Origin of the sequence: Vibrio sp. 1159 (assembly GCF_033340395.1) — a bacterium.
GTDB lineage: Bacteria > Pseudomonadota > Gammaproteobacteria > Enterobacterales > Vibrionaceae > Vibrio > Vibrio alginolyticus.
Genome location: NZ_JAWOWL010000038.1, coordinates 26,161 through 52,889, shown reverse-complemented (window position 1 = coordinate 52,889; position 26,729 = coordinate 26,161). Strand labels below are relative to the sequence as shown.

The 26,729-nt window shown below is 46.1% G+C and carries 9 protein-coding genes and 1 pseudogene; 6 read left to right on the top strand and 4 right to left on the bottom strand.

Features of this window, described 5'->3' with window-relative positions; all coding sequences use genetic code 11:
- Positions 1-729 (top strand): TonB-dependent receptor domain-containing protein (locus R7127_RS22050; protein ID WP_318148533.1); only part of this gene is annotated, 729 nt, incomplete at its 5' end.
- 41 nt (positions 730-770) lie between these two features.
- On the top strand, positions 771-1,052 hold the full coding sequence (locus R7127_RS22045) for a DUF2218 domain-containing protein (RefSeq protein ID WP_005376622.1): 282 nt from the start codon (positions 771-773) through the stop codon (positions 1,050-1,052).
- A gap of 88 nt (positions 1,053-1,140) precedes the next feature.
- Here R7127_RS22045 and R7127_RS22040 read toward each other — a convergent pair whose 3' ends face one another.
- A complete protein-coding gene (locus tag R7127_RS22040) occupies positions 1,141-1,392 on the bottom strand; it encodes a YgjV family protein (RefSeq protein WP_005376619.1) in 252 nt (83 codons plus the stop codon).
- Positions 1,393-2,253: 861 nt separating this feature from the next.
- Here R7127_RS22040 and R7127_RS27120 point away from each other — a divergent pair.
- The 4 genes and pseudogenes from R7127_RS27120 to R7127_RS27105 all read left to right on the top strand — a co-directional run bounded on the left by R7127_RS27120 (position 2,254) and on the right by R7127_RS27105 (position 23,445).
- Complete coding sequence (locus tag R7127_RS27120) at positions 2,254-3,504, top strand: retention module-containing protein (RefSeq protein WP_411977869.1); 1,251 nt, start codon at positions 2,254-2,256, stop codon at positions 3,502-3,504.
- 180 nt (positions 3,505-3,684) lie between these two features.
- A complete protein-coding gene (locus R7127_RS27115; protein ID WP_411977871.1) occupies positions 3,685-15,090 on the top strand; it encodes a DUF5801 repeats-in-toxin domain-containing protein in 11,406 nt (3,801 codons plus the stop codon).
- Between the two features lie 12 nt (positions 15,091-15,102).
- Positions 15,103-15,927: pseudogene (locus R7127_RS27110) on the top strand (DUF5801 repeats-in-toxin domain-containing protein); the annotation flags it as partial.
- A gap of 1,335 nt (positions 15,928-17,262) precedes the next feature.
- Positions 17,263-23,445 carry a cadherin-like domain-containing protein gene (locus R7127_RS27105; RefSeq protein ID WP_411977870.1) on the top strand — a complete coding sequence of 2,061 codons (6,183 nt, stop codon included), beginning with the start codon at positions 17,263-17,265 and terminating at the stop codon, positions 23,443-23,445.
- A 184-nt stretch (positions 23,446-23,629) separates the two neighbouring features.
- Here the strand turns inward: R7127_RS27105 and R7127_RS22030 are convergent, their stop codons facing one another.
- From R7127_RS22030 to yccS, 3 genes are all read right to left on the bottom strand, one after another.
- Positions 23,630-23,932, bottom strand: a complete 303-nt coding sequence (locus R7127_RS22030) for a hypothetical protein (protein WP_017635368.1) — start codon at positions 23,930-23,932, stop codon at positions 23,630-23,632.
- Positions 23,933-24,012: 80 nt separating this feature from the next.
- Positions 24,013-24,243 (bottom strand): hypothetical protein, encoded by a 231-nt coding sequence (locus R7127_RS22025; RefSeq protein ID WP_005376575.1) that lies wholly within the window; start codon positions 24,241-24,243, stop codon positions 24,013-24,015.
- Positions 24,244-24,432: 189 nt separating this feature from the next.
- Complete coding sequence (yccS, locus tag R7127_RS22020) at positions 24,433-26,586, bottom strand: YccS family putative transporter (protein ID WP_033906473.1); 2,154 nt, start codon at positions 26,584-26,586, stop codon at positions 24,433-24,435.
- Positions 26,587-26,729 lie beyond the last annotated feature (143 nt).

The window sequence follows — 26,729 nt, the reverse complement described above, 5'->3', positions numbered from 1 at the left end:
GATTGGACGTTGTTTGCGAGTGCACGCTCTCTATTTAAAGGTCCAGAGCTAATGGAAACCTTTATTGCTTACCAAGACGTTGCATTTTTAGAGGATGGGTTAAAGCCAGAAACGGGATTGAACACGCAGGGTGGTGTTCGTTTTGATAAAACCTTTGATAAGCATTTCTTTGGGGCGAATATTACGGTATTCCAAACGGAAATTGATGATTACATTGCAGATCAGTACCAAAACGCGACTCAAACTTACCTGATTTACAACTTAGGTGATGTTGAGATTAAAGGCTTTGAAGCAAGTGCTTCTTATGGTTACGACAAGTTTAACAGCAAACTTTCTTACTCTAAGTCGGACACCAAAAACAAGAATACTGGTGGTCCTGTTGCTGGGGGCAATGGGCGTAGCATTGATATGGGTGATAGCATTGCTCTAACTTTGGATTACCAGTCAGACGCTTTAGAAACGATCTTCGGGTGGAACTCAATGTTTGTTCTAGAGGAAGACAACGTCTTTGATGGTCAGCCAAAGAAAGCAAGTTATGATGTGCATAATCTATACGCTCAATGGGTGCCGTCTGATATTGATGGGCTGTCGGTGACCTTTGGTATTGATAATGTATTTGACGAGTTGTACAGCTCTCATGCGTCTCGTTCGGGGACTGCACGTGGCTTCACGCTTGATGACTACGAGCCGGGTCGCAACTTCAAGCTCTCTGCAGCTTATCAATTCTAACAAGGTTCTTCATAGGACGTTTCAAAGTAACGAGTAAGTTCATGATTAAAGAAAGCACCCGAATAGATAGCGAACACGCTGACAAATACTTAGTGACGCTTTGTCGGCATTTTGGACGAAAAGTTCCTGCTACTTGGAATGAAAATAGCGGTTTGGTGACATTTCCGACGGGAAAAGCTGAGTTTAACCTTTGTGCATCTAGCTTAACTATAACCTGTGAGGCGGATTCAGAAGAGAAACTGAATACGGTGAAGGCGATCATTTCATCGCATGTGGACATGTTTTCTCGTCGAGAAACACTAGCACTTAGCTGGGTTCGTTAGCGCTCGTTTAAGGATGCTGTGATAGAAAGGGAATGTTAAAAGCAAAAGCCCGCAATCTTATGATTTGCGGGCTTTTATTGTTTGAATGCTATTGCGCTTTCTCAGGCTCTAGGCTTTTTTTTTCCTGCTGCATTTTTGCTAGGAAGTAGATGTTAACGCAAGCAATAAAACCGTTAGTTAGTACTACAGGCCAAGAATCAATCATTAGTCCGTAAGCAGTAAATAGCGCACAACCAATAAAGTTAAGGATACGAAGCTTAACAATATCTTTCATAGTTAGCGAAATAGCGACCATGATTGAAGCTGCATAACCTAAAATCTCAACCATATTCATGTCCATTTTTTGACCCTCTTAAAATCTGCCGAATTTTGTCGGTACCAATTCTTCTCATCTTGAGATTAATGAGGAAGCTCCATGCCTCGAATGGTCTTTTTTTGTTGTATGGACGCACTATATCAATGGAAAAACCGTGATAAAAGCCTCAAATCAAGGTTAAGAGAAGGTTAGCGATTACGCAAACGTTTAGGACTGGAATTACTGATAATTTTACTTATTGTGTTGATTGATAATAACGATGACATTAATAGCTCAAACACCATTGAAAGTAAGGGAATATTTACATATGATTGAAAATGATAATTATTTTCAAGTGCTGTGTTTATGTATTTTATTATTAGCTTGCTCGTGTTTTTTTTGCTGTATATCAGAACAAAACCGAACTCGTGGTGTGCGGGGATTCATATCGTAAGCCACTTTTTTATCGTTGCATTTTGTCCTGCAATTTATGTTGTTCAATATTTAATCGTTACGTTTTTTTCGTCACCGATATTGATTAAGATGTCATCACGCTCCGGTGTATACAACATTCTCATTGCTTTTCTTCCATTATTGATCGCAACCGGCAGTCTGGCGTTTAGCTGAATGATTTCATCTCTCTTCTTTTCTTAAAACAACTACACTTAATCAGAATAAGGTATCAATTTCATATAATTATTCGATATCTACGCGTCAGCACATGTGTCACATTTCTGTGACTACGAGTAAGTTTTACTTATGTTGCTTGGTAGTAGGGTATTTATCGATTGTTTAATGATTCAATACTTAGTTTAATCGTATAAAGGTGTGCAGTATGCCGCACTAAATTAATAAGAAATTATCTAAAAAGGTTAATGGGAAACGTAAGCCATTAACGGAGGTCAGATGAGTACGCACACGGTACCGCAGAGCGCGATTGTAAATGCTGTCAAAGGTGAAGTTTTGGTTTTGGGCCTGGATGGAAACGTTAAGGTCATAAAAGCGGGGGATGAGTTAAGACCTGGCGAGATTATTATCACAGAAAATAATGCTTCTCTCGACGTACAGATAAATAATGAGCTTTATCTGGTCGATGCAAATTGTGTTGCTTGTCTTCCTGTGCCTTCTTCTGAACCGTTAGAACCAGTATTGGTACAATCTCCAGTTAATGGCTTGGTGACTTTTGACCCAACGGCTATTGGAAGTGCTGACTTCGGCGCCAACGATATTGCCGCTATCCAGCAAGCTATTTTAGACGGAGCTGACCCTACCGCTATCTTAGAAGCAACAGCTGCTGGCGCAGGTGCTGAAGGCTCGGCTAATGCTGGCTACGTGACGGTTGAATATAATAACCCGGAAGTACTCGCTTCTACTTTTTTTGAAACGTCTGCGACTCGCAGCGGAGAAGATGATCGCGACGAAGATGACGGTTTGAATGTCACGATTTTTGCTGATGGTGGGCAGTCACTGCAATCTAGCGTAACAGAAGGCTCAATTTCTCTATCAAGCTACCCGCAAACCATTTCGTCTAGTGTGCTGGTTGAAGCAGGGGATCTCGCACTTGATACTGCTTCATTTGTACCCGAAACGTCTTCTTTAGAGTCTTTGTTGACTGAGCTTAACAGTGATATTACCTCTGGTGGTCAGCCAGTGGCGTTCGTTTATGACGAAGCGCAAAATGCCATTATCGGTACTCAAGAAGGTAACGAAGTGCTTCGTATCGAGATCGAAGCGACATCTGTAGGCCGTGATTTAGAGTTAGAAGTCGTTACCACGATTAGCCAGGGCGTTGACCATGTTGCGTCTGTTGCTGATGGCCAAGTATCGATCGTCGGTGATCAAATCAATATTGCTTTTGATATTACAGGTGCAGATATTGGTGGTAACAGCATTCAAGCGCCTATCGATTTTACGACAACCGTTATTGATGGCGATGATCCTGCGCCGCAAAACGTTACTTTTGAAAACGTTGAATCTTCTTCTACACCAATTACTGGCACCTTTGTTGATATTGGTAGTGATCAATTGGCAACGGTCACGTTTAATCAAGAAGGACTTAGTCAGTTCGATGGCCTACTGAGTGATAATCAGGCGACAGAAGCGGTACTCTCTGAAGACGGCAGTACTATCACCTTGTCCATTGCTGGCTCGAATTAAACCGTCTTAACCATCAGTCTGAATACTGATGGTACCTACCAATTTGAGCAATTTAAGCCGTTAGAACAAACAAACGGTGAAGATACGATTGAGCTCTCTTTACCAACCACAATCGTCGACTATGACCAAGATACGGCAAGCAACACCTTTACGATGACCATCCTCGATGGCGATAACCCAGTGATTGAGAACGTGACGGGCTTGTCTTTAGATGAGGCGGGGGTTGACCAAGGTTCACAGGAAGGCGCGGCAGTAACAAGTGGTACTGGGTCGATCACGACAGCGGTCGGAAGTGACATCATTGATCACTATGAGTTGGAACCTACAGAGTTCAATGTTGGTGGAGAACTCCAATCTCAAGGGCAGGTTGTTCAACTAGAACTAGCGTCCGAGAGTAACGGCGTACGTACTTACGAAGGCTTCATCGAGCTGGATGGTGTGCGTATTACCGTATTTGATGTGGCGATTGATGCACCTGCATTGGGCGAATACCAATTCAACTTGTATGAACAACTTGACCATACGGGTGCTAACGATGACTCGCTCACTTTCTCACTGCCAGTTTACGCGGTAGATGCGGATGGTGACCGCTCCTCTATTACCGAAGGTTCGAACACACCAGAAGCTGCGCAAATTGTCATTCAAGTTCAAGATGACGTTCCTTCGATTGATGGCGTTGATGCGCTAGCCGTCGATGAAGACGATTTATCAAGCATTGGCTCCGATCAAAGCGACTCTGTGTTCGCGCAAGGTAGCTTCACGACGACTCAGGGCTCAGACCGTGTTGTAAGTTATCAATTAGAGAGCGGCACTGATCCACTCAATGGGTTGGAATCGCAGGGGCGATCTATCTCTCTGACGGAAACAACCAATTCAGATGGCAGCTTTACCTATTCTGCAACGGCAGAAGGGGACGCTATCTTCACCTTACAAGTGAACCCTGACGGTTCTTATTCATTTACCCTTGAAGGTCCAATCGATCATGCTGTGGGTAGCGATAGCTTAACTCTAGACTTCACTATTGTCGCAACGGACTTTGACGGTGACACCAGTTCACTTGTTCTACCGGTAACCATTGCCGATGATGTGCCAACCATTAATGACGTTGTCGCTCTTACCGTCGATGAAGATGACTTAAGTTTGGTAGGCTCTGACCAATCACAGTCAACGCTGGTCGAAGGTCAGTTTACGACAACTCAAGGTTCTGATGGCGTCGTACAGTATCAGTTGGATGTAAACGCTGATTCTTTAAATGGCCTGCAATCTCAAGGTCAAACCGTTTCCATTGCCGAAACGCAAAATGCAGATGGCAGTTACACCTACAGCGCAACGGCAAATGGCAGTGCAGTTTTCACATTAATTTTGAATACCGACGGCTCGTACAGTTTTGAGCTGCAAGGTCCAATTGACCATGCGGCAAATAGCGACAGCTTAACCCTTGATTTTAGCGTTATTGCTACAGACTTCGATGGTGACACAAGCCAAATCGTATTGCCTGTTACCATCGTGGATGATAAGCCAACTATTACCGATGTTGATGCGATTACTGTTGATGAAGATGATTTAGGCACGATTGGTTCGGACCAGACTGACCCGATTTCTATTGATGGTAGCTTCACCACCACACAAGGCTCTGACCGAGTAGTGAGCTATCAGCTTGATGCTTCAGCAACACCAGTGGCTGGACTCACATCACAAGGCGTGGCAGTCACACTGACGGAAACCGCAAATGGTGATGGCAGCTTTACTTACGAGGCGACAGCGGGGACTGAAGCGGTCTTTACGCTGACAGTGAATACTGATGGTAGCTATAACTTCACGCTTGAAGGTCCAATCGATCATGCTGTTGATAGCGACGAGCTGACACTGAACTTCCCAATCATCGCAACAGACTTTGATGGCGATACCACAAACGCCACGATCCCTGTGACGATCGTGGACGATAAGCCTGTTATTACCGACGTCGACACCATTACGGTTGATGAAGATGATCTAGCGTCAATCGGTTCAGACCAAAGCAATCCAATTTCTATTGATGGTAACTTCACCACCACACAAGGTTCAGACCGAGTGGTGAGCTACCAACTCGATGGCACATCAACACCAGTTGACGGTTTAACATCGCAAGGTGTAGCGGTAACGCTGACTGAAACGGCAAACGGTGACGGCAGTTTCACTTATGAAGCGACTGCGGGTGGCAACCCTGTATTTACTTTGACTGTGAATACTGATGGCTCTTACAACTTCACACTAGAGGGGCCAATTGATCACGCGGTTGATAGTGATGAGCTGATACTGAACTTCCCAATTATCGCAACCGACTTTGATGGCGATACCGTTACGGAAACCATTCCAGTCACAATTGTTGATGATGTACCGACCATCACAGCGGTGGATGCGTTGAGCGTCGATGAAGATGACCTTGGCGGTGTGGGTTCAGACCCAGGCGGCGATCTGTTCGTTGAAGGCGCGTTTACGACCACTCAAGGCTCTGACCGAGTGGTGAGCTATCAACTGGATTCAACGGCTGATCCTGTTGCGGGGCTGACCTCTCAAGGTGAGGCGATTATCTTGGTGGAAACCGCCAACGGTGATGGCAGCTTTACTTATGTGGCGACCGCAGACGGCAATCCGGTATTCACGTTAAACGTAGCAACAGATGGCACTTACGATTTTACGCTGCAAGGCCCGATTGACCATGCAGCTAACAGTGACAGCCTGACGATTGATTTCCCAATTATTGCCACCGATTTTGATGGTGATACGACTTCGGCAACCATTCCAGTCACGATTACGGATGATGCACCAATCATCGATAATGTTTTGCCTCTGGCTGTAGACGAAGATGATTTATCAGGTATTGGCTCAGACCAAACTGACGCTGTGTTTGTTGAAGGCGCGTTCACCACTACCCAAGGTTCAGACCGTGTGGTGAGCTACCAACTTGATTCAACTTCTGATCCTGTTTCGGGGCTAACCTCCCAAGGTGAGCCAGTTACTCTGGTAGAGACTGCGAATGCTGATGGCAGCTTTACTTACGTGGCTACCGCGGATGGCAATCCGGTTTTCACCATGAACGTGAATGCTGATGGCACATACAATTTCCGTCTGGAAGGGCCGGTCGATCACGCGTTAAACAGCGATGAATTAGTACTGAACTTCCCAATCATTGCAACAGACTTTGACGGCGATACGACGACCGCGACCATTCCCGTCACGATTACTGATGACGTTCCAACTATCGACAACGTTGTTCCACTCACGGTGGACGAAGATGATCTCGCCTCAATTGGCTCAGACCAAAACGATGATGCGTTTATGTCGGGTTCTTTCACCACAACTGAAGGCTCAGACAGCGTTGTTAAATACCAGCTTGATGCAACAGCAGATCCAGTATCTGGGTTGACCTCTCATGGTGAGCCTGTCGTGCTTGCTGAAACTGCTAACGGCGACGGTAGTTTTACTTACACAGCCACGGCAGATGGCAATGCCGTATTTGAATTGATTGTGAAGCCAGATGGCAGCTACAACTTTACACTGCAAGGTCCACTAGACCATGCGGTGAATAGCGACAGTCTGCAAATCGACTTCCCGATTATCGCAACAGACTTTGATGGCGACACCTCATCGGAGACGTTACCTGTCACTATCGTTGATGATAAACCAACCATCACTGACGTAGACGCAATCCGTGTGGATGAAGATGACCTAGCGACGATTGGCTCTGACGGCTCAGATCCAATTTCAATCGATGGCAACTTCACTACAACGCAAGGTTCTGATGGGGTAGTAAGCTACCAATTAGATACTGCTGCAACGCCAGTTGATGGCCTAACATCGCAAGGTGTGGCAGTGACGCTGACGGAAACTGCAAACGGCGACGGTAGCTACACTTATGAAGCGACAGCAGGAACTGAAGCCGTATTTACGCTGACCGTGAATACGGATGGTTCATACAACTTCACGCTTCAGGGGCCAATTGACCATGCGACAGACAGTGATGAGCTGACACTGAACTTCCCAATCATCGCGACGGATTTTGATGGTGATACCACCACAGAAACGATCCCAGTCACCATCGTGGATGATAAGCCGACCATTACCGATGTCGATGCGATTACCGTTGATGAAGATGATTTAGGCACGATTGGCTCAGATCAAACTGACCCGATTTCAATCGATGGCAACTTCACCACCACACAAGGCTCGGACCGAGTGGTGAGCTATCAGCTTGATGCTTCTGCAACACCAGTTGACGGCCTTACATCACAAGGCGTGGCCGTCACGCTGACTGAAACCGCAAACGGTGATGGCAGCTTTACTTACGAGGCGACAGCGGGTACTGAAGCGGTCTTTACGCTGACAGTGAATACTGATGGTAGCTATAACTTCACGCTTGAAGGTCCAATCGACCACGCAGTAGATAGTGATGAGTTGATACTGAACTTCCCAATCATCGCGACCGACTTTGATGGCGACACCACAAATGCCACTATCCCAGTGACGATCGTAGACGATAAGCCAGTTATTACTGACGTGGATTCCATTACGGTTGATGAAGATGATCTAGCGTCAATTGGCTCAGACCAAAGCAACCCGATTTCTATTGATGGTAACTTCACCACCACGCAAGGTTCAGACCGAGTGGTGAGCTACCAACTCGATGGCACATCAACACCAGTTGACGGTTTAACCTCGCAAGGTGTGGCTGTCACGCTAACAGAAACTGCAAATGGTGATGGCAGTTTTACCTACGAAGCAACAGCGGGCTCTGAAGCGGTCTTTACGCTGACTGTGAATACTGATGGCTCTTATAACTTCACGCTAGAAGGGCCGATTGATCACGCGGTTGATAGTGACGAGTTGACACTAAACTTCCCAATTATCGCAACCGACTTTGATGGCGACACTGTCACTGAAACCATTCCAGTCACGATTGTTGATGATGTACCGACCATCACAGCGGTGGATGCGTTAAGTGTCGATGAAGACGACCTTAGCGGTGTGGGTTCCGACCCTGGCGGCGATCTGTTCGTTGAAGGCGCGTTTACGACCACTCAAGGCTCTGACCGAGTGGTGAGCTATCAACTGGATTCAACCGCTGATCCTGTTGCGGGGCTAACGTCTCAAGGTGAGGCGATTACCTTGGTGGAAACCGCGAATGGCGACGGCAGCTTTACTTATGTTGCGACCGCTGACGGCAATCCTGTCTTCACGTTGAATGTCGCAACAGATGGTACGTACGACTTTACGCTGCAAGGTCCGATTGACCATGCAACTAACAGCGACAGCCTGACGATTGATTTCCCAATTATTGCCACCGATTTTGATGGTGATACGACTTCGGCAACCATTCCAGTCACGATCACGGATGATGCACCAATCATAGATAATGTTGTGCCTCTTGCAGTAGACGAAGATGATTTATCAGGTATTGGCTCAGACCAAACTGACGCTGTTTATGTTGAAGGCGCGTTCACGACCACTCAAGGTTCAGACCGTGTGGTGAGCTACCAACTTGATTCAACGGCTGATCCTGTTTCAGGTTTAACTTCTCAAGGTGAGCCTGTTACTTTGGTAGAGACTGCGAATGCCGATGGCAGCTTCACTTACGTGGCTACCGCGGATGGCAATCCGGTTTTCACCATGAATGTGAATGCAGACGGCACATACAACTTCCGTCTAGAAGGGCCAATCGATCACGCGTTAAACAACGATGAGCTAGTACTGAACTTCCCAATCATTGCAACAGACTTTGATGGCGATACGACGACCGCGACCATTCCAGTTACGATTACTGATGACGTTCCAACCATTGACAACGTTGTTCCACTCACGGTGGACGAAGATGATCTCGCTTCAATTGGCTCAGACCAAAACGATGATGCGTTTATGTCGGGGTCTTTCAGCACAACTGAAGGCTCGGACAGCGTTGTTAAATACCAGCTTGATGCAACAGCAGATCCAGTAGCAGGGTTAACCTCTCATGGTGAGCCTGTCGTACTTGCTGAGACAACAAATGGTGATGGCAGCTTTACTTACACTGCCACAGCAGATGGCAATGCCGTATTTGAACTGGTGGTGAAGCCAGATGGCAGCTACACCTTTACTCTGCAGGGCCCACTAGACCATGCGGTGAATAGCGACAGTCTGCAAATCGACTTCCCGATTATCGCAACAGACTTTGATGGCGACACCTCATCGAAGACGTTACCTGTCACCATCGTTGATGATAAACCAACCATCACTGACGTAGACGCAATCCGCGTGGATGAAGATGACTTAGCGACGATTGGCTCCGACGGCTCAGATCCAATTTCAATCGATGGCAACTTCACTACAACGCAAGGCTCTGATGGGGTAGTAAGATACCAATTAGATACTGCTGCAACGCCAGTTGATGGTCTAACATCACAAGGTGTGGCAGTGACGCTGACTGAAACCGCAAACGGCGACGGTAGCTACACCTATGAAGCAACTGCGGGAACCGATGCTGTCTTCACGCTGACCGTTAATACGGATGGCTCATATAACTTCACGCTCCAAGGTCCAATCGACCATGCGACAGACAGTGATGAGTTAACACTGAACTTCCCAATCATCGCAACGGATTTTGATGGTGATACCACCACAGAAACGATCCCAGTCACCATCGTGGATGATAAACCGACCATTACTGATGTCGATGCGATTACCGTTGATGAAGATGACTTAAGCACGATTGGCTCAGATCAGACTGACCCGATTTCAATCGATGGCAACTTCACCACCACACAAGGCTCTGACCGAGTGGTGAGTTATCAGCTCGATGCTTCTTCAACACCAGTTGATGGCCTTACATCACAAGGCGTGGCAGTCACGCTAACTGAAACCGCAAACGGCGATGGCAGCTTTACCTATCAAGCAACAGCAGGCACCGAGTCGGTCTTTACACTGACAGTGAACACTGATGGCTCTTATAACTTCACGCTTGAAGGCCCAATCGATCATGCTGTTGATAGTGATGAGTTAACGCTCAACTTCCCAATCATCGCGACCGACTTTGATGGTGACACCACAAATGCCACTATCCCGGTCACCATCGTGGACGATAAGCCAGTTATTACTGACGTAGATGCTATTACGGTTGATGAAGATGACCTAGCGTCAATCGGTTCAGACCAAAGCAATCCAATTTCTATTGATGGTAACTTCACCACCACACAAGGCTCAGACCGAGTGGTGAGCTACCAGTTAGATGGCTCATCAACACCAGTTGACGGTTTAACATCGCAAGGTGTGGCGGTCACATTAACTGAAACTGCAAACGGTGATGGCAGCTTTACCTACGAAGCAACCGCGGGCTCTGAAGCGGTCTTTACGCTGACAGTGAATACTGATGGATCTTACAACTTCACGCTTGAAGGGCCAATTGATCACGCGGTTGATAGTGACGAGTTGACACTTAACTTCCCAATTATCGCAACCGACTTTGATGGCGACACCGTTACTGAAACCATTCCAGTCACGATTGTTGATGATGTACCGATCATTACAGCGGTGGATGCGTTGAGTGTTGATGAAGATGACCTTAGCGGTGTGGGCTCAGACCCAGGCGGCGATCTGTTCGTTGAAGGCGCGTTTACGACCACACAAGGCTCTGACCGAGTGGTGAGCTACCAACTGGATTCAACCGCTGATCCTGTTGCGGGGCTGACATCTCAAGGTGAGGCGATTACCTTGGTGGAAACCGCGAATGGTGACGGCAGTTTTACCTATGTGGCCACCGCTGACGGCAATCCTGTCTTCACGTTGAATGTCGCAACAGATGGTACGTACGACTTTACGCTGCAAGGCCCGATTGACCATGCCGCTAACAGCGACAGCCTGACGATTGATTTCCCAATTATTGCCACCGATTTTGATGGTGATACGACCACGGCAACCATTCCAGTCACCATTACGGATGATGCGCCAATCATCGATAATGTTGTGCCTCTGGCTGTAGACGAAGATGATTTATCAGGTATTGGCTCAGACCAAAGTGACGCTGTGTTTGTTGAAGGCGCGTTCACCACTACCCAAGGTTCAGACCGTGTAGTGAGCTACCAACTTGATTCAACGGCTGATCCTGTCGCAGGTTTAACTTCTCACGGTGAGCCTGTTACTTTGGTAGAGAATGCGAATGCTGATGGCAGCTTCACTTACGTGGCTACCGCGGATGGCAATCCGGTCTTCACCATGAATGTTAATGCTGATGGCACATACAATTTCCGTCTGGAAGGGCCAATCGATCACGCGTTAAACAGCGATGAATTGGTTCTGAACTTCCCAATCATTGCAACAGACTTTGATGGCGATACGACAACCGCGACTATTCCAGTCACGATTACTGATGACGTTCCAACCATCGATAACGTTGTCCCACTAACAGTAGACGAAGATGACCTTGCCTCAATTGGCTCAGACCAAAACGATGATGCGTTTATGTCGGGCTCTTTCACCACAACTGAAGGCTCGGACAGTGTTGTTAAATACCAGCTTGATGCAACAGCAGATCCAGTAGCAGGGTTGACCTCTCATGGTGAGCCTGTCGTGCTTACTGAGACAACAAATGGTGATGGCAGCTTTACTTACACTGCCACAGCAGATGGCAATGCCGTATTTGAATTGGTTGTGAAGCCAGATGGCAGCTACACCTTTACTCTGCAAGGTCCACTAGACCATGCGGTGAATAGTGACAGTCTACAAATCGACTTCCCGATTATCGCAACAGATTTTGATGGCGACACGTCGACGGAAACACTACCTGTCACCATCGTTGATGATAAACCAACCATCACTGATGTAGACGCAATCCGTGTGGATGAAGATGACCTAGCGACGATTGGCTCTGATGGCTCAGATCCAATTTCAATCGATGGCAACTTCACTACAACGCAAGGCTCTGATGGGGTAGTGAGCTACCAATTAGATACTGCTGCAACACCAGTTGATGGTCTGACATCACAAGGTGTGGCCGTCACGCTGACGGAAACTGCAAACGGCGACGGTAGCTACACTTATGAAGCGACAGCAGGAACTGAAGCAGTATTTACGCTGACCGTTAATACGGATGGTTCATACAACTTCACGCTGCAAGGTCCAATCGACCATGCGACGGGTAGTGATGAGCTGACACTGAACTTCCCAATCATCGCGACGGACTTTGATGGTGATACCACCACAGAAACGATCCCAGTCACCATCGTGGATGATAAGCCAACCATTACCGATGTCGATGCAATTACCGTTGACGAAGATGACTTAGGCACGATTGGTTCGGATCAGACTGGCCCGATTTCAATCGATGGCAACTTCACCACCACACAAGGCTCGGACCGAGTAGTGAGCTATCAGCTTGATGCTTCAGCAACACCAGTGGCTGGACTCACATCACAAGGCGTGGCAGTCACATTGGCTGAAACCGCAAATGGCGACGGCAGCTTTACCTATCAAGCAACAGCAGGCACCGAGTCGGTCTTTACACTGACAGTGAACACTGATGGCTCTTATGACTTCACGCTTGAAGGCCCAATCGATCATGCTGTTGATAGTGATGAGTTAACGCTCAACTTCCCAATCATCGCAACAGACTTTGATGGCGATACCTCTGCTGAGACAATTCCTGTCAAGATCGTTGATGACAAACCGACACTTGGTGGCATCGAAGCAACAAGTGTGCAAACGGTTGATGAGGACGATATCCCAACAATCGGATCTGATGGTACACAGTCGAACAGCATTGCCGGTAACTTCATCGCGACTGATGGTTCTGATGGCATTGTCGAGTACAGCGTTTCTGACCTAACGACGCCAGTACAAGGCCTGACCTCTGGTGGTCAATCTCTGGTTATGGTTGAAGTATCAAACGCAGGTGGCGTTTCAGTTTACGAAGCTCGTATTGATGGCACGACGACACCAGTATTCCGTGTGACTCTCGATGCTTCTGATGATAGCTACACTTTCGATTTGCTTGCTCCTCTCGATCATCCAAATGCTGATGGCCAAAATGAACTGGTCATCAATTTACCGATAAACGCGACTGACTTTGATGGAGACGTGTCGAACAACATCACCTTACCAATTACGGTTGTGGATGATGTTCCGACCATTGACGGTTTACTAGCAGGCAGCGAACAAACCGTTGATGAAGATGACCTACCAGCAGGTACGGATGCTGCAAGTGCAGAAGATACTGTTATTTCAGGTACTTTTGATATCACCGAAGGTGCTGACCAAGTTGCTTCTATTCAGCTGAGTGACCTGACCACGCCTGTTGCGTCACTGACTTCAGATGGTGAAGCTATCACCTTAGTTCTGTCTTCTAGCGCAAACGGCGTGAACGTATACCAAGGTGTCGCAGGCAATCCTGCTGAAGTGGTGTTCGAACTGACGTTGGATGCAACGAACAACACCTACGAGTTCGATTTACAGAAGCCGCTTGATCATCCCGATGGTAATCAGCAAAACGAGATTGTTATTAACCTCCCTGTGACGGCGACAGATAATGATGGTGATACTTCACCAGCCTTCACATTGCCAATTACCGTTGTGGACGATGTTCCAGTTGTTACCAATATTGAAAGTCTACGTGTCGACGAAGATGACTTACCTCTTGGTTCTGATGGAACGAAAGAGCCATTAACGGTATCAGGTGAGTTCGAAGTCACTAGCGCAGATGGTATTGATGCTTTCGAATTGGATCTAAGCTCAAATCCTATCCCGAATCTGAAATCGGGTGGAGAAGAGGTAACACTTTCTCAAGACGTTGGCGCTTCAACTGCTGACGCGCTTGTTTACGTGGGACAAACACCGGGTGGAGTGACGGTCTTCACGTTGACACTTCATCAAGATGGTAAATACGACTTTGAGTTATCTGGTCAGTTAGATCACGCGGTTAACTCTGATGAGATTTTGTTGAATCTACCTGTGAAGATCACGGATGGCGACAACGATACCATCACTGCGACCTTGCCAGTGACGATCGTAGATGACAAACCAACCATTGATGCTATTAGCTCTGGTAGTACCTTGTCTGTGGATGAGGATGATATTCCAAGCCAAGGTTCGGACGACACGCCAGAATCCAATATCATTGGTGGCAACTTTGACGTTACTGATGGTGCCGACTCTATCGTTAGCTTCCAGTTGGATAGTTTAACATCGCCTGTTTCTGGCCTTACCTCAGGTGGTCAACCGCTTGAGTTGGTTGAGTTTTCAAATTCAAACGGTGTGATTGAGTACCGAGCTTATGTACAAGGTACGACGGACACCGTCTTTAAACTGACGCTAAATGGTTCAGCAGACAGTTATGAATTTGAACTGTTGGGTGCACTTGATCATCCTGCGGGTAACGATGAAAACTCGTTGGTCATTAACTTCCCAGTCAACGCGACTGATTTTGATGGCGATGTGTCCAATAACATCACCTTGCCGATCACCGTGGTGGACGATGTCCCAGCTATTGTGAAAGTGACAGACTCTAGCCAACAAACCGTTGATGAAGATGATCTTTCCGGTGGCTCTGACACGACAAGTAGTGATTCAACGGTATTGAACGGCTGATTTGAGGTCGTTGCTGGTGCAGACAAGATTGTCAGCTACCAAGTTTCAGACCTCGATGCAGTCGTGTCTGGTTTAACGTCGAACGGCAGCAGCATCGAGTTGAATCTAGTAAGCACGAATGGTGGAGTAACCAGTTACGAAGCGGTTATTACTGGCACATCAACTAAGATCTTCACGCTGTCTCTTGATGCGAATAATGACAGCTACCAATTTGAGCTGTTGGGACCAATCGACCATGACGCTGTTCAAGGTGAAAACAACCTTGTCATTGATATTCCAATTACAGTAACAGACTTTGATGGTGACACGTCATCATCACTGAATCTTCCAATTACCGTAGTTGATGACATTCCCGAAATTAAATCAGCAGATGCTTTGGCTGTTGATGAGGATGACCTTGCCAACGGCTCTCAGGCAACCAACAAAGACAGCCTAGAAGCAACGGGCAATTTCGATACGGTGGAAGGGGCAGATACCGTTGTCTCTTATCAGCTGGATCTTACTTCTAACCCGATACCAGGAGTAACTTCAGGTGGTTTTGCGGTGACGTTAGTTCAAACCGCGGTAAGCAACAACAACTTTACTTATCAAGGTCAAACACCTGATGGTAACTCAGTGTTCACACTAGTTTTGAACGCTGACGGCTCTTACAAGTTTACGCTTGAGGGTGCGCTAGATCACTCAACTCAAGGCGAAGATACACTCATACTTGATCTCCCAGTCTTTGCGACCGATGTCGATGGTGATACGGCAGGTATTAACTTACCAGTGACGATTACCGATGATGTTCCAACCTTGCACGATGCATCTATTTCGCGTGTTGAGGGGCAAGGCAGCCGCACGGTTCGTTTATTCCGAGACCCTGTAGAGGGGGATGATGACCTTGGTGCTGACGGCGCACAAGTGACTTCATTCTCGGCTGATGATTCAGGCATTTACTTTAAGCAAAATGGTGTTGATTCTGATTCTGTCGATTTGAACGGCAGCGACCAAGTCGTATTTGTTCACAAGGTTCTTGACGGAGTGGATACTGAAATCGGTCGTTTGGTTGTTCGAACCGATGGCAGTGTGTCATTCCGTCCGAATGACGACCTTGACCATACCGAAACCGACTCGATTGATTTCACCATCAACGTTGTTGCAACCGATGGTGATGGCGATATCGCAGATGCCGATGTGGATATCTCGATAAGAGACCGCAATGCGCAAATTGACACGTCTACCGTTACTGCGTTCGAAGACCAAGGGCGTGATGGTGTCGTTGTGGGCGTTGACTCTGCAAATACTCAGGACAACTTGTCGACGCTGGATGTTAGCCCTGCGAAAGTCGACTTGGTTATCAATTTACACGATATCGACCGTAACGAGAGCTTAGGTGACATCACTATTCGAGATGCTGATACTCACAACGGTACGTTCTACTACAGAGACGGCAGTGGCAACTACATTGAATTAACATCTGTGGGCAATACGGTTGTTCTCGACGCATCAAATGTTGAGCAGTCATTCAATGGTGAGCTTGTCTCGTTAGATAACTTGTACTTCGTACCAGATCGTCATACATCAACCGATGCTTCTGGTATCGATCCTCGTATCCGCGTGGAAATTCTTAACAATGGTACGCCAGATCATACGATTAATGGTCGTTTATACATTGAAGTTGCTGCCGTAGCAGATATTGCAACGTGGACGGCAAGCAGCGAATTTAACTACTCGGTTGATGAAGATGGAAACAATGTCGCACTTAACATCACGGCTGAAACCCAAGACACTAGTAACCCAGAAGGCATTGTGTACGAGCTTGTCTTTACACAAGGAGAAGGTAACGCAGAGTTAGTCTATTCAGATGGTAGTGCGATACCAAAATCCGGTGGTGTTTATCTGGTGGATGCAAGCCGAATTGATGAAGTTCAAGTTGATCCGATAGATAACTTCTCGGGCGAAATCAGAATTGATGTCACCGCTATTACGACGGAAAACAACAATCCACTGCTTGGGAAAGATACCGCTCGCTCAGAAACCGAAACCATCATTATTGATGTAAACCCAGTTGCGGATAAAGGTAGTTTTACTGTAAACCGAATTAATGTGTTTGAGGATAATGCTCGAACTCAAAATACGGTAGACCCTGTCACTGATCACGATCCACTCCAATTAAGTGAAGTGATCACCATGAAACCATCAGCGGACTTAGATGGTTCTGAAGCGTTATTTGTGCGCATTTCTAACTTCTCAATTGATGGGGTTACTTTGGTGTGGCTGGACTCAGCAAACCCAAGTCAGATAGTAGAAGTGACCGATTCAGGCGGCAATGTACTTTATTACGAAGTGCCAGAGTCTGAATTAGCGAACGTCGAAGTTCTTCCTCCGTTGCACAGCAATGATGACTTTACTTTCAATGTCGAAGGCATTGTGAAAGACACAGCATCATTGTCTACCGGTACGACAGAAGATGTGTTGTCACTGGGCAGTAAGACCGTCATCGTTGGTGTAAAAGGTGTTGCTGACATACCAGACACGGTATTAATTGACGCGGGGAACGTTTGGAACCGATTCGTAGACGGAGATGTGGCCGGAATAGAGACGACTATTGAAGAGAATGGTGTTGTAAACCTCAACTTCTCGGTTGTATCTGGTGAAGTTGCCGATAGACCACAGGATGATTCAGAAGCCATTACTGTTATCCTGTCCAACATCCCCGACGGTGTTCGTGTCGTAGATTCAGACGGTTCAAGCGTTGACCTCACCTTTGTTGGCTATGATGGTAACGGTCAACCGATTTACGAAGCAAACATCACTGGGCTGAATTTTAATTCCGGTATTCAAATTATTCCAGAAGCCTCTTCAACCGAAAACATTGCGATTACAGGGACGATCATTGTTACCGAGAATGATGGTCATAGTCGTGTGATTGAAAGAGAGGTAAGGATCAAGGTCGAACCCGTTATTGATGCTCAAGATAACTACGTTGTTCGATCGGAGGGAGATGAAGATACGCGCTTTGACATCGATTGGAAACCGACGCTCGTACAAAGCCCTGATACCGATGAATTCTTTAGTGATGTAACCATCTCTGGATTTCCTCCAGGCAGCACGGTCTATGTAGATGGTGTGGCACAAGCGCTTGTTTCTGGAACACTAACGCTTTCACCGCAAGCCGGTGAATCAGAGCAAGATTTTTCCGCTAAAATCTCTCAAAGTGGCTATGTTCAAGTCCAGTTGGAGCAGGATTCAAGTACTGACTTTGACTTGACCACGACCGTCACTGTGAAAGAGATTGACCATGAATATGTTGACGCTTCGAATCCCGGTGAAGGTATCGCTGAGAAAACCATCAATGGTACGGTGAATGTCCAAGTTAATCCAATCGTTGAGCCAGAGGATAATACGGGGGCAATAGATGACCAAACCCGTCTGCTTGTCACTGAAAGTGGTGGTGGTGCTACCGATATCGTGAAGTCAGATGATCAAGGTAACATTGACTTTACGATCAACACTTCTATGGGGGGCGAATCTGGCGCTCATATCATTAAATACCAAGAGTTTGATGCGTCTTCAGATGAAGTGGTGACTCAACTTGTTGTTCAATTTCACAATGTGGACCCTGAGATCCTCAACCAATTGGTTATCGTCGGTGCACTAAATGAAGGTGGAGGTCGTTGGACAGTAACTAATGAAGACAACTTCTCAATTAAAGCGCCGTCTGGACTTGATTTAACACCAAACGATGACAGTGACGATGGCGATAACGGTGGTCTCTCTCAAATTGGCTTAACCATTTACGCAGAAGTGAATGATTTGGGCGAAGATTTGGGCAACGAAAAAGATGCGACGGTCGTGCGTCAAACGGATGTGACACTAGAGTTTCCAACCGTCCTCACACCGAAAATGAGTGTAGCGGCAGAGATTCAGGTGGCTGATGATGTCCAAATTCAAGCGTTGGAAGACAATTCTATTAACCTTGGTGCTCAGTTGACGTCGAAAGTCGATGCGATTAATGCAGATGGTGTTGAAGATGTCTTAACTATTATCGTCGACCCGACAGCTCCTGGCATTCCTCCTGGTTTGGTGATCACGGGGACGGATGTTGATTTTGTCAATGGTAAATACGTGTTCCAAGCCCATATCGATGCGAGTGGAAATATTACTGGCCTTGATGGCTTGACGATGCACTTGGCAGAAGATTACGCAGGTGATTTCGAATTACCAATTCGGTTTGTCACTAAAGACACTGAGTCCGGTGATGAAAAAGAAAATAATGTCCAGTTTCCAGTTCAGGTTTTACCGGTTGCAGACGTTCCGAGTTCAGCCGGGGATCAGCCGTTGGATAGCGATGTCACACCGAATGTAAAAGTAGATATCGTTGGTACTTTCGGCTTGGATGCAAACAAACAACCTGTAACTGATCTAAATAACGACGTTCCCACGGCGGATGGTGTTGGTTACGAAGATGGCTTAATCCAACTTAACTTGAGTGTTGATTTTGCCGATCAATTTAACAACACTCAAGGTGGTCGAGAAACACTAACGAACATCAAGTTAGAGCTTGATGACACAACATTAGGTGAGTTTGTTGATGCCAATGGTAACAGCTTAGGAACCAGTATTGAGTTTAATGAAGCTGAGATTTTAGCTGGTGCGCTTGACAATGTTCTGTTTAAGCCAAAAGAAAATTACCCCGTAGGTGGTGGCCAAAATACCGTCAAGATTAATATCGAGGGAGAAATTACTGATGAAGCTGTGTTTGATCAGTCTATCTTGAATAACTCTGGCGATAATATAGATGTGAGAACCTTCACTGACGATGTCACATTTGAAGTTACGCCAGTCGTTGATGACATTACCATTACAGGTGCCGATCCGACGCAGCCAATCACGGTGATTGGTGACGAAGATACTTTAATTTCGCTGAATCAATCGGGCTCTGGTGTTTCGATCAGCCTGAACGATAATGACGGTTCTGAGAGTTTCGTTTCACTCAAGTTAACGGGGCTTCCTGATGACTTTATCGTTAAATCCAATTCCTCTGATTATGTTGTTAAGAACAACGGTGGGGGCGAATGGAGTATTCAACTAAAAGATCTCACTCAGACGTCCATTGACCTGAGTGACATCCAAATTAAACCGCCAAAACACTTTAGTGGCGAGGCTGAGATAGGTATTACGGTCTTCATTCAAGAGGAGTTGCTACAAGTTCCAACGGAACGAAACAACAACTTTACGCTTATTGTCAATCCTATTGGTGATGATGTTGATGTGAATCCCGATACTTCGGCTGCAGGTAATGAGGGCGAAGACATTGTTATTAATGTAAATGCGTTAGTGGTTGATAACAAAGAGTCCATCGGAGATGGTGCAAACTACCAGGAAAATGATCCAGAGACGCTGAGAGTTGAGGTCTCCAATGTCCCTGATGGGGCGAGTGTTTCATTACCTGATGGGACAGTGTTTACTGACCAAGGCGGCGGCATTTTTGTCTTAGAAATCAATGCTCAAGACTTGGATCAAGTGGTGTTTAATTCTGGGGATCGCAACGATAACTCATGGGATGGTTCGCTGCATTTCAAAGTGCAAGCCGTTGATACTGGGCTCGATGGCAGTCAAAGCTTGGGCTCCGCAGAGGAGTTTGATGTCACTGTTGATGTTGAAGCAGTGAACGATCGTCCAGAGTTCGTCAATACCGTGGATGTGGAAACACCAGAAGATACGCCAATGCTGCTTGATGGTTTCAGCATTACCGATATTGATGCCGTACTCGATGATCCGAATGCTGAATATGTACTCAATGTGAACGTCGACAGCGGTATCTTGGAGCTTAATCCAACGCTCATCGCTACTTACAACCTAACCGTGAGCGGTGATGGTACGGACTCCGTTGAACTGAAAGGTACAGTGGCCGATCTAAACAATGCCATTGCAGACGGTCTGATTGAGTTTAATCCAGACCTGAACTTCTTTGGTGACGTTCAGGTGGACGTGACAGTCGATGACCAAGGTAATGAAGGTATCGTAATTGGTGGGGTAGATGACACCCTAAATACCAACAGCAGCAGCTTCAATATTGAAGTGACAGCGGTGAATGATACCCCAGAAACTACGCCAGTGACGCTACCGGATATTGAAGAAGATAGTGGTGTGTTCTCCATCTCTGAAGCGGATCTTATTGCGAATGCGACAGACGTAGAGAACGATAACCTCACGGTCAGCAATGTTCAGTTAACGGATCCGAATTCGGGTAGCATTACTTTCAACAGTGGTACGGGAGAGTGGGAATTTACCCCAGCACCAGATTACAACGGTCCAGTTGAAATCACGTACACCATTACAGATGATGGCACGACAAGTGGTGCATCCGATCCTAAATCGGTTAACGGCAACGCATCGTTCAACGTAACGGAAGTCAATGATGCTCCAACGACGTCTGAAGTGGTACTTTCTGATATCGCAGAAGACAGTACGGCGGTTGAAATTACCCAAGCTGATTTGTTAGCGAATGCTTCTGACATTGAAAACGACACCTTGATGGTGAGTAATGTCCAGTTGGTTGACCCAAGCAGCGGCACATTGGATTTCGACAACGTAACAGGTACATGGTCATTTACTCCTGCGCCTGGCTACAACGGCAAGGTCGATCTGACCTACGACATTACCGACAACGGTACAACGAACGGTGTTTCTGATCCTCAAACGGTGTCAGGAACGGCGACCTTCGAAGTCACTGAGGTGAACGATGCACCGGTAACATCAGAGGTAACGTTGAGTAGTACCGAAGAAGATGGTGGTTCGGTAACTATTACGACTACTGAGTTGCTGAGCAACGCAAGTGATCCTGAGTCAGACAACTTGACCGTCGATAATGTTGCGTTAGTGGACCCAGCTTCCGGCACGCTGACTCAAGTGAGTGCGACAGAGTGGACGTTTGAACCCGCAGCAGATTTCTTTGGTGACGTTAATTTCACTTATGAAATCACAGATGACGGAACCACTAACGGCGCTCCAGACCCAATTACAATCGCGGGCACAGCAGTGTTGAATGTTGAAGCGACCAATGACGCACCTGAAATCACTGCAGCATCGGTAACGGATACGATCAACGAAGCCGATGGCCAGAAAATAACGGGTATTAGTGTAAGTGACATCGACTTCACTGGTGCGCAGGCGAATGAAATCATGACGGTGACTCTTACAGTTACCGAGGGCGACCTTCGTGTCGAGCCGCCAGCAGGTAGTGGTGTGACTGTTGGGGCGGGGATGGCTGGTGAAATAACCCTAATGGGCACACCAGATAATATTAACTCCGTTCTTGGAGCAACAGACGCTTCTGAGGGTGTATTTGTGGATGCAGGAGATGTCAACGCAGCTTCAATCACTTTATCGGTGAAAGTCGAAGACAACGGCGTGTACTTCGAAAATGCGGGTACCGCATTGGAAGCGAATCAAGATTTCACTATCAATGTGACACCTGTAGCTGATGCACCTACATTGAGTATAAATCCTCAGTTTAATTACATTCGTCAAATTGCGGCTAGCCAAACCGCGAGCAGTCAAGGTTTAGCGATTGTCGGAATCATGGCGGCGCTTACTGATATTGACGAGGTGCTGTCTTTGGAGCTAACGGGCGTACCAGCTAGTGCTGAGGTAACAAGTGGCGTTTCTCCATCAGGCATTAGCTTCGATGGTACCACTTGGACAGTACCAAGCGATGAAATTGATACGCTAGAAATTGTCGCAACAGATACTAACAGTGGTATTGATGTCGGTTCTTACGATATTTCGCTTACGGCGATATCAACGGAATCTAATGGCGATGAAGCGCAGTCTTCACCTGTCCAAATTAGTTTGGATGTGAGTAGTGATAGCGACGATATTGACCAGTCAACCGCAGTGGACGACAGCTATTTAGTCGGCGGAGACACAGGTATCAACTTGATTGGTGGAGACGGTGACGACGTTATTCTGGGTGGTGATGGTGATGACGTGCTTATCGGTGGCTTAGGTTCAGATATCTTAACGGGTGGAGACGGCAGCGATATCTTCAAGTGGACGGTAGATTCCGTTGATGAAGGGGCAGTGGATACCATTACTGACTTCACTGTTAACGAAGACAGTATCGATTTACGTGAAGTTATCTCTGATCTCAATAACTCAATGATCGACATGGATGATCTGCTTGGTCACATTTCAGCAGACTACGATGCATCGACGGAAAGTGTTTCTCTGAACATTACGACGGATGCAAATGTTCAGCAGACTATTGTCGTGGAAAACTTAGGTACTTCAATCGACTTCAACGGTCTCAGCTCCAACGAGATTGTAGAGTCATTGCTGAACAACGGTGTTATTGATAACGGATAAACCTGTATACAACACAAAAATGGGCGGCTCTGATAAGCCGCCCATTTTTTTCGGGAAAGCTTGATTTTAAACAGGAGATATTTGAATCGAAATAGAAAGAAAGAGCGAAGCAAAGGGGTTATCTTGTTACGACGTTATAGTGATAGTTGGAAATTAAAATAGCGATAATTTGACGTTAAATCGCCTAAACGTGGATGTCTAGCAAGCTGCCAATGATTTCATTGTTTTTCTCTATGACAGACGCGCCAACTCGGTTATAACCAGCGGCTTGTGCTAGGTTGATGAGAGATTCAACTTTTTGAGAGGGAAGGCTAGGTGTTGAGGCTGTTATTGCGACATCCGCAACCGCAGCTAAATCGATGTTGTGATCAGAAAGCTCTTCTTTTACCTTACTTACATTATTGTAAATGCCATGTGCAGCTTTCTCGGCCATTTGTTGTGACATCTGAACGATGTGGTGTCCAGATTGAATTCCTGATACAGGCATATCACTACTCCCAACATTATGATAGTGAGAGCATAGGTGGAGTTTATAAAACGTTCAAGTGTTTTATATCAATGACTTGATTAGGCAAACAGTTTGGCAAGCATTTCTCTTTCTTCACCAGATAGAACCGGTTTTTGCGCTTTATTTAGTTTCACGCTGATCTCACCTTGTAATGACTTTAACTGACTTGCCGTTAAATCACTGAGCTTTTGTTTAAGTTCATTAAATTGTTGTGCGTTCATCTCAATACCTTCGTCGTGATTCGGTTTATCCGTCGTTGCCCGAAATTCTTCATCCTTTGGATACAACATATTTATTCAACCAAAATAGATTAGAATTTGATCGATTGCTTTTTGTCCGAATATTGTCAAGGTGTGTTAAGTGATACGTCAGATTTTTCCTAAGAAGGTACATAATTACCCACTTTGGGGTAGATGGAAGCGTAAAAAGAAAAAGGGAAGCGATATAGCGCTTCCCTCTTACATATGGTTTGAATGTTACTAACTTACCCTGACGGCAAACTTACTAGCAAGTGAATGAAGCTCTGGGAGCATGCGATAGATAAGATGAAGTTGCTGCAATACCATGCGGGCAGAGCTGTCGTCTTCATCGCGCCATTCGTTTAAGCGTTGCTCGAGTCCAGCATCATCAATATTAGATAGGTCACACTCCTCACAATGCTGGTGAAGCTGTTTATGAAGTACATCCAGATGCTGATGAATACAACGGTGAGCATCTAAAACGAGTTTATGAATTGACTCATCTTCGATGCGAGTTCTGTGCGCGCCTAATGCAGAAATATAGTTCAACATTGCGTGATTTAACGTTAGGAAGCGAAAACTTTCATCAACAGCTGCGCGATATTTGCCAGGCTCCGCCAGCATCGTACTAATCGCAGAAGAGAGTGAGGCATCATTATTATGGGCCTGGCGGCGAGCGATACGGTAGCTCAAATTGTCTTTCTTGCCGATTCTATACTGACCAATGATCTGATCGAGATACTGCTTGTTCGCCTCTATCGCATCCGACATAACTTTGTGAAGCCTTCTCGACTGCCAGTCGGGCAAAATAACTAATACTGCTCCTACTGCAAGCACACACCCGATGAGGGTATCTGCTAGTCGAGGAAGGACAACTGCGTAACCTTCACCTAGTTGATTAAATAAGAAGAGGACGAGCAGTGTAATAAAACCAGTCGCGTACCCATAGTTGTTCATCCGGAAGGCGAAAAACATCACACCAGAGATAACGATAAATACTAACTGGCTTTCTTGAGAAGGGAAAAAAGTCAGCAATGGTACACCAATCAACAAACCAGCTAATGTACCTATTACTCTTGCCGTCAATTTTTGGCGAGTGGCACTGTAGTTCGGTTGGCATACGAATAAAGTGGTTAAGAGTATCCAGTAACCTCGGTCGATGTTGAATATTTGAATGATTCCATAGCCAATCGTTAAGGCAATTGACATACGTAATGCATGCCGAAACAGCATCGAATCTTTGTGTAAATTTGCTGATATACGCTGCCACATCGCTTTTAGCGTGTGTGGGTTGGTATCGGCGAGGGTATCTTCTTCGAGGCCTTCAACATCTGGGTTGTTAATGTTATTAAGTTGTTTTTCTACCGTCGCTAAGTTATTGAATAAATATGTTAACTGCATCAGCAGACGTTTCCAGTGCCCTTGCTTTTGTTCTTCTAGATAAGCAAGAGAGTTTTGTACTTCAGCTAATGCCAGAATAGATTGATCGGTATGGGAGTATTCATTTCCTAGCTGAATGGCTAGTGCAATATCACGACACGCTTGGGCTTGAGACTCCAAAAGATATTTAAAACGAAACAGCACATCAGAACGTTCAAATTCGGTCGCTAAATCCTGATAGCGATAATGGCTAGAACTGACGCGTTCGTGAATGTCTTGAGCGATGAAATAAATATTTAAAAATCGGTCACTAGGCCCATCAATGTGACCCCGTTTCGATCGGTTAAGTAATGTGGTTTTACAAGCGTTTAGTGCCGTAACCGTGGCAGCATTGCATTTTGCAGCTTCAATCCGCAGCGGTTGTGGCGTCAAGTTGGTCACAGGGTGAAAAAGCTTGGCTTTCGCATCAAGATAATTCGCCATTTGGAAGAACACATTGGCTAAGCTTTGTTGCACCGGTTGAAGAGGCCAAAATATCTGCCAAATCATGGACATGAAGTAATACCAGGCGGCACCAGTTAAAAGCAGTAGTGGCTGAAACCAAATGTTGGTGCTTTCATGTGCGCCAAGCATAGTATAAATAGCGATCAGCAACGAACCAAAAGCAATACTCGCGTACTTAGGACCTATCGCTCCAAGAATGATGAAGCCGAAGGTTGAGATAAATAATCCCAACGCAAAAGCCCAAGGGGTATCGAACAAGATTTCAATTGAAAAAGCAGCAAGCGCAAAACAGAGAAAGGTGAGAGTCAGAGCCTTGATGCGTCCAGTGAAACTGTCATCACTTTCAGCCAAAGCAGCAGCAATAACACCTAATATTAATGGCGTTATCAGCGTGTTTTGCTCGAAGTACCAAGTTGGGATAACCACACCCAGTAAGGTAATAAGGATAAGAACGCTGTAATTTATCGTCTTGTTTGCCCAATATAGCCGAAATTTAGAAGTTGCTTGCACAATGCGCCTTATGTTTCCGATGAAGAACAGGGGGAATACTACCAGACCCACTATAGCGCGTTTATGATTTACTTTAAGAAAAATTCGTGGTTGTTGATAAAATCAGCAGGGATGTCATCGACTTATATTAAAACTGCCAGGTC

Excerpts from the sequence above, each read along its gene's own strand:
- R7127_RS22045 (WP_005376622.1), top strand. The coding sequence starts at position 771 with ATGATTAAAGAAAGCACCCGAATAGATAGCGAACACGCTGACAAATAC.
- R7127_RS22040 (WP_005376619.1), bottom strand. The coding sequence starts at position 1,392 with ATGGACATGAATATGGTTGAGATTTTAGGTTATGCAGCTTCAATCATG.
- R7127_RS27120 (WP_411977869.1), top strand. The coding sequence starts at position 2,254 with ATGAGTACGCACACGGTACCGCAGAGCGCGATTGTAAATGCTGTCAAA.
- R7127_RS27105 (WP_411977870.1), top strand. The coding sequence starts at position 17,263 with ATGAAACCATCAGCGGACTTAGATGGTTCTGAAGCGTTATTTGTGCGC.
- R7127_RS22030 (WP_017635368.1), bottom strand. The coding sequence starts at position 23,932 with ATGCCTGTATCAGGAATTCAATCTGGACACCACATCGTTCAGATGTCA.
- R7127_RS22025 (WP_005376575.1), bottom strand. The coding sequence starts at position 24,243 with ATGTTGTATCCAAAGGATGAAGAATTTCGGGCAACGACGGATAAACCG.